Annotated in this window: 7 protein-coding genes; 5 read left to right on the forward strand and 2 right to left on the reverse strand. The window is 42.1% G+C overall.

What is annotated here, in order from left to right:
• Positions 1 to 203: 203 nt before the first annotated feature.
• Entirely contained in the window at positions 204 to 455 is a 252-nt protein-coding gene (locus L4C33_RS18580; RefSeq protein WP_428813898.1) for a DUF1289 domain-containing protein, read from the reverse strand.
• 186 nt (positions 456 to 641) lie between these two features.
• Here L4C33_RS18580 and L4C33_RS18585 point away from each other — a divergent pair, with 186 nt between their 5' ends.
• The 5 genes from L4C33_RS18585 to L4C33_RS18605 all read left to right on the forward strand — a co-directional run bounded on the left by L4C33_RS18585 (position 642) and on the right by L4C33_RS18605 (position 5,571).
• The gene (locus L4C33_RS18585; protein ID WP_428813899.1) at positions 642 to 1,091 is read left to right on the forward strand and encodes an META domain-containing protein; all 450 of its coding nucleotides are present in this window, start codon (positions 642 to 644) and stop codon (positions 1,089 to 1,091) included.
• A gap of 370 nt (positions 1,092 to 1,461) precedes the next feature.
• On the forward strand, positions 1,462 to 2,604 hold the full coding sequence (locus L4C33_RS18590) for an ABC transporter substrate-binding protein (RefSeq protein ID WP_428813900.1): 1,143 nt from the start codon (positions 1,462 to 1,464) through the stop codon (positions 2,602 to 2,604).
• A 40-nt stretch (positions 2,605 to 2,644) separates the two neighbouring features.
• On the forward strand, positions 2,645 to 4,354 hold the full coding sequence (locus tag L4C33_RS18595) for an ABC transporter permease (RefSeq protein WP_428813901.1): 1,710 nt from the start codon (positions 2,645 to 2,647) through the stop codon (positions 4,352 to 4,354).
• On the forward strand, positions 4,320 to 4,958 hold the full coding sequence (locus L4C33_RS18600; RefSeq protein WP_428813902.1) for an ATP-binding cassette domain-containing protein: 639 nt from the start codon (positions 4,320 to 4,322) through the stop codon (positions 4,956 to 4,958). The genes L4C33_RS18595 and L4C33_RS18600 overlap by 35 nt, the downstream gene beginning before the upstream one ends.
• Before the next feature lies 1 nt (position 4,959).
• The gene (locus tag L4C33_RS18605; protein WP_428813903.1) at positions 4,960 to 5,571 is read left to right on the forward strand and encodes a CDP-alcohol phosphatidyltransferase family protein; all 612 of its coding nucleotides are present in this window, start codon (positions 4,960 to 4,962) and stop codon (positions 5,569 to 5,571) included.
• A 48-nt stretch (positions 5,572 to 5,619) separates the two neighbouring features.
• Here the strand turns inward: L4C33_RS18605 and L4C33_RS18610 are convergent.
• Positions 5,620 to 6,142, reverse strand: a 523-nt coding sequence (locus L4C33_RS18610) for an OmpA family protein (protein ID WP_428813904.1), incomplete at its 5' end; no start/stop codon positions are given.

Here is a 6,142-nt window from a genome sequence, read left to right on the forward strand (position 1 = left end):
TATTTAAGGGTGTGTAACATCTATTTAAGGGTGTGTAACATCACGTATCTTTACATCAAAAGTTTAGCTGAGGCGTGTTTTGGTTTTGGTTTTGGTTTTGGTTTTGGTTTTGCAAAAATAGCCAATAGACGAATAGACGAATAAGCTAATAAGCGAATAAGCGAATAAGCGAATAAGCGAATAAAAAGTGGAAACCTCTCGCATCAAAACAGTTCACCTTGATCGCCTTTAGTGGGGGCTTGTTCACTAACTACCTGCACTTTTTGAGCAGCAACTTTCCTAATGTAGCGTTGTCGACATAGCTTAATAACATGCAGTTGTTGCGCAGGCGTCATGGTTAGCCAATTGAAACGCTCTTCTCGCTTTCGCATACAACCATTGCAATAGCCTTTATTATCGACAGTACATACTCCAACACATGGGCTAGGTACTTGAAAGAACTCTAATTGCTCCATAGCGTCCTCCTTTTTCCGCTACCATAGCCTAATTCAGTCAAAAACATGTTTCCATGACAATACACTGTGAAGCATACGAAACTATGACCTTATATTGACAAAAACAGTGTTTTATTGACTATACTCCTCCACATTAAGCAGCCACCTCTCACGCTGCTCAGTAACTTCAATCTGGAGTCTATTACTATGAAGTTTAGTTCAAAAAAATTATTGGCTGTATCAACGCTTCCTATTCTTCTTGCCGCTTGTGCAAGTAACGGTGACAACATGGCTGAAGTAACGCCAACAGATTTGCAACACCATAACTGGGAATTAGCGCAAATTGACGGTAAAGATATTGTTGTAAATGAACAGCAACAAGCTCCACGCCTTGAAGTTGCTGAAAAGATGACAGCGAATGGTAATGCTGGCTGTAACAACTTTTTTGGCCAAGCAGAGCTAAATGAACAAGGTCAGTTCCGCATCAAACAAATGGGCATGACGATGAAGATGTGTCCAGATACAGAAATGAACATCGAACGCGCTGTATCAGCAACACTATCTGATTGGAGTGACATCACTCTTACTAAAGATACATTAGTGCTTGAGAACGATGCTCACACTCTTACTTACACACTGCGTGACTGGGTTAACTAACTCCCTTAGTAACGAGTAATATTACAGATACGATTAAGGCGGCAGAGTATTCTCTAGCCGCCTTTTTTATCTTTAAAATTCCCCACACAGCTCTAACTCCCCCGCTTCACTTCCCTACGCTAATCCACGAATTATAAAAATGTCAGTATTCGTACTTATCTATGAAATTTATTCGAATCATTCACGGTCTGCTTACTACACATTCTTTTTCTGAGGAACAGCGGAAAATAGTGTTACGATTATATATACTTAATTACTTGAAACTATTAACAATAATTAAATAGATAACTTGGAACATTAGATCATTCATAATGTTACTCGATTTCGTTACCTAGCATGATGCTGCTTAACCTACCGCATGGAACACACTATGAAAAAACTGCTTTGTTTAATGGGCTTATTTTTAAGCTCTCACTCACTCGCTCAAAACGAGGATTGGCTTGAAGTTGAAGAAAAGGCTCAAGGACAAACTGTCTACTTTCACGCGTGGGGTGGCAGCCAAGAAATCAATAACTACATTCAGTGGGCAGGAAAACGGTTACAGCAACAACATGGTGTCACTCTTAAGCATGTCAAAGTAACCGACATCGCTGAAACAACTCCTCGTCTCATTGCAGAAAAAGCCGCAGGAAAAACGACAGGCGGTAGCGTTGATTTGGTATGGATCAATGGTGAAAATTTCAAATCAATGAAAGACAACCAGCTATTACATGGACCATTCGTTGAGCAGTTACCAAACTGGCAGTATGTTGATAAATCTTTACCCGTAACCTTGGATTTTTCAGAACCAACGAACGGTCTTGAAGCCCCTTGGGGATTAGGCCAGTTGGTGTTTATTCATGATCAGAAAACTCTGAATAACCCACCTCAAACGTTCAAAGAGATGCTGAGCTACGCAAAAGCTTTCCCTAACCGTTTGAGTTACCCTCGTCCACCAGAATTTCATGGCACTAGCTTCTTGAAAGCACTGTTACTTGAATTAACCAATAGAGATGCCTCTTTATACCGCCCTGTAAACGAACAAGATTTCGCAATAGTCACCGCACCACTGTGGAAGTATCTTGATGAATTCCATAAATACGCTTGGCGTAATGGCAAACAGTTCCCAGCAGGCACAGCAGAAAGTATCCAGCTACTTGATGATGGTCAGTTAGACCTCGCTATCACTTTCAACCCTAATGCCGTATATTCATCACAAATTAGCGGCAAGCTATCAGAAACAACCACAGCCTACGCTTTAGAAACAGGTGCACTTTCTAACATTCACTTCCTCGCTATCCCTTGGAATGCAGCAGGCCGAGAAGGTGCGATGGTTACCATTAACTTCTTACTTAGCCCTGAAGCGCAATCTCGTAAAGGTGACTTGAATGTTTGGGGTGACCCGTCTGTACTTAGCACTCAATACTTGGAAGGCTCTGCCAAAAACACTCAACAATTTAAATCTGTCGATGAACCACATCCAAGCTGGCAGTCGGCGTTAGAAAAAGAGTGGCTTAAGCGCTACGGTAACTAGACCTCTACGGCCATTTCACTTTTTATAGATCCGGGAAACGATGCTCCGACTGCTTTATATTTGTGTCATTTTAATCTGCATGTTACCAACAATCCCTGGTATAAGCGGTGTGTTGCTGGCAGCGTTCGGCTACATTCCGCCGATTGGATTATCTGAGTTTTCGTTTAACGGGTTTAGAGAGGTTTTCGGATGGGAGGGCGTGTTCACTTCCATCGGTTTAACCGTATTTACAACCCTACTTTCCAGCTACGTGGCTTGCTTCCTCACATTTTCCATACTCCAGCGATGCTGGGGAAGCAAAGCTTGGAAACGCATTGAGTTATCACTCTCCCCCTTGCTTGCGATGCCTCACGTCGCGTTTGCTATTGGCTTTGCCTTTTTATTTTCTCCAACAGGCGTCATCGCTCGACTAACAACAAACTTATTCGATGACAGTTGGCTTAATGTGGGTAGTTCTAGCCTTAGCTTACTGATCAAAGATGAGTACGGGCTTGGTTTAGCTCTAGCTCTAGCGATAAAAGAAATCCCCTTTTTGTTGCTCATGAGCATTCCGATACTCAGCCAACTTAAAGTTGACCAAACAACAAAAGTCAGCGCATCTTTAGGCTACAGTAACCAGCAGATGTGGTGGAAATGTATTTTCCCTCAGTGGCTTAAAAAAATGCGCTTCCCAATGCTAGCCGTTCTTGCTTACAGCCTCTCGGTTGTGGACGTCGCGTTGATCATTGGCCCTACTAACCCCCCGACTTTTGCTGTCTTAATTTGGCAATGGTTCAATGAACCCAACTTAAACCTTCTTCCTCGCGCTGCAGCGGCGGCAATCCTCTTACTCATACTTGCTAGTCTTATTATTTACTTTGCACGTATTGTTGAATGGTTTTTGACGTGTAAGTGGCGCAGTTGGCAGTATTCCGGAAGGTACGGTATCGCTCTTCCTGGTAGCTCTATTTTCTTTTCTGTCCTCTTAGTTAGCGTACTGATTATTCCTATCACGATCCTTTGGAGCATCGCACATCGCTGGCGCTTTCCAGATCTCATTCCGAGCCGATTTAGCGAACGTTTTTGGATAGTAGAATGGTCAAATGTAATCCCGACAATCTATGAAAGTTTACTTATTGCGGTGGTAGCTGCAACGGCTGCGCTTATTCTGGCTGTAATCGCTCATGAATATCGCATCAAGTATCGGTTGCAAATCCCGGGATACATCATTGCTTTACCTATGCTTATTCCTCAGCTTTCAATACTGTTTGGTTTACAAATCGTTACCTTAGTTCTGTCTAGCGAAAGTTACTTTCTATGGGTGGTGTGGTCACATGTATTCTTTGCCTTCCCGTTTGTCTATTTAGCACTAGATGGTCCTTGGAGAAGTTACGAACAAGGCTATACACGAATTGCTCTCAGCCTTGGAAAGTCACCATTACAAACTTGGTTGTCTATTAAATTACCAATACTGTTTTCTGCTGTAATATTTGCCTGGGCTGTTGGTGCCAGTGTCAGCCTAACCCAATATTTACCAACCTTGATATTAGGTGCAGGAAGAATAAGCACTATTACAACTGAAGCCGTTGCCCTTTCCAGTGGGTTTGACCGCCGTGTCACTGCGATTTATGCCATTTGGCAAACTCTATTACCTTTAGTCTTCTTTAGTTTGGCTGTACTAGTTTCTCGCTACAAAAGACGGCCTTCTGCAATCACAATTACGAGTTCAAATACCCATGAGTCTTTGTCTAAAAAACCTCGCCATCCATAGAAGTAATGGAGAAGCCTTATTCCCACAGGTAAACCTGACCATTGAAAAAGGGGAAGTGCTAACACTGATGGGGCCTAGTGGGTGTGGAAAATCGACACTACTAAGTGTGGTTGCTGGTCACTTATCTAATGAATTTAATTACCGTGGGGAAATACTGTTGGAAGGGAAATCGGTTGATAGCTTGCCTGCACACCTACGCGAAATTGGTATTCTCTTTCAAGACGATATGCTTTTCCCTCATTTAACAGTCTGGGAAAATTTAGCTTTTGCATTACCTAATTCAATTGCAAAAAATGAGCGAAAAGAAAAAGCATTAGAATGCCTTAATACCTTATCTCTACCTAAAATTGCGAACTCTTACCCAGAACAAATCTCAGGGGGGCAACGTGCTAGAGTGAGTTTAAGCCGAATGCTATTGGCGAATCCGAAACTGGTTTTGTTAGACGAACCATTTAGTAAACTCGATAAAGATCTAAGAATTCAATTTCGAGATTGGGTCTTTGAACAAATGCGTAACGCGAATATCCCGGCATTAATGGTGACCCACGATGAAGCGGATATCCCACCTAACTCTAAAACCCTAACATGGCCATGGACTGAATAATATGCTGGATAAATACGCTATCAAAGTCATCAAATGGCCTCTTACACAAACAGCTAAAGTTCTGCATAGATTTGGCGTTACTGCTAATCAAACAACTGTATTTGGGTTTGCACTAGGCTGCTTAGCCTTTCCTGCTCTCGCGCTACAAAACTACCAACTAGCTCTACTGTTTATCGTATTGAATAGAATATGTGATGGTCTAGATGGCGCCTTAGCGCGACTTCAAGGTATTACTGATGCTGGAGGCTTTCTTGATATCAGTTTAGACTTTTTATTCTATTCGTTAATCCCATTTGGGTTCGTGATCGCAGCTCCTGAACAAAATGCGATTGCAGGTGCATTTTTAATTTTCTCTTTCATTGGTACAGGGAGCAGCTTTTTAGCTTTCGCCGTAATGGCTGGGAAACAGGGTATTGAAAACCCTGTCTATAAGAACAAGTCGCTTTACTATATGTCAGGGTTAACCGAGGGAACGGAAACCATAGCGAGTTTTATTGCTTTTTGTATTTGGCCTCAGCACTTTGCAATTATCGCGTACACCTTTGGTGCCGCTTGCTGGGTAACTACTTTTATGCGCATTTATTTTGGGTTTATGACTCTCAAAGAAGACTAAGCAATAGAAAGGATACAATCGAAAATTGTATCCTTTCTTGTATAGAAACTAATTAACCATCACTTCAACACGTCGGTTATTCGCGCGCCCCTGAGTAGTGGAGTTAGTGTCTACAGGCGTAAACTCGCCACTTGATAGAGTACTAACCCCTTCAACCCCTTTTGATTGAAGATAAAACGCTACTGACTTTGCACGCTGTTCACCAAGCGCCAAATTGTAATCAGGACTTCCAACACTGTCAGTATGACCATCAAGCAAAAACTTGCTGCTAGATAAAGAAGCTAATTTTACAATTTTATCCAAAATATAGAGTGAAGCGTCTGTTAGCTGAGATCGATCAAAAGAGAAATAGACTCTTGCTAAAGTATCACCTTGCCTTTCGTTTTCGAGCTGACCGTTGAGGACTAGAAACTCACTGCAACCTTCGCTAACCCCGACATCACCAATAAGAAATTGGCGTAAATCATTATTAAGTTCGAGTTTGCTCGTCGTTTCAATCATGTTGAAAGGCCCAGCGTTAGGCACAACCGAGATAGGGTCTCCCATTCTGACGGAACGTTCAATATCTGTC

Origin of the sequence: Vibrio makurazakiensis, from assembly GCF_050337375.1 — a bacterium.
Lineage (GTDB): Bacteria > Pseudomonadota > Gammaproteobacteria > Enterobacterales > Vibrionaceae > Vibrio > Vibrio makurazakiensis.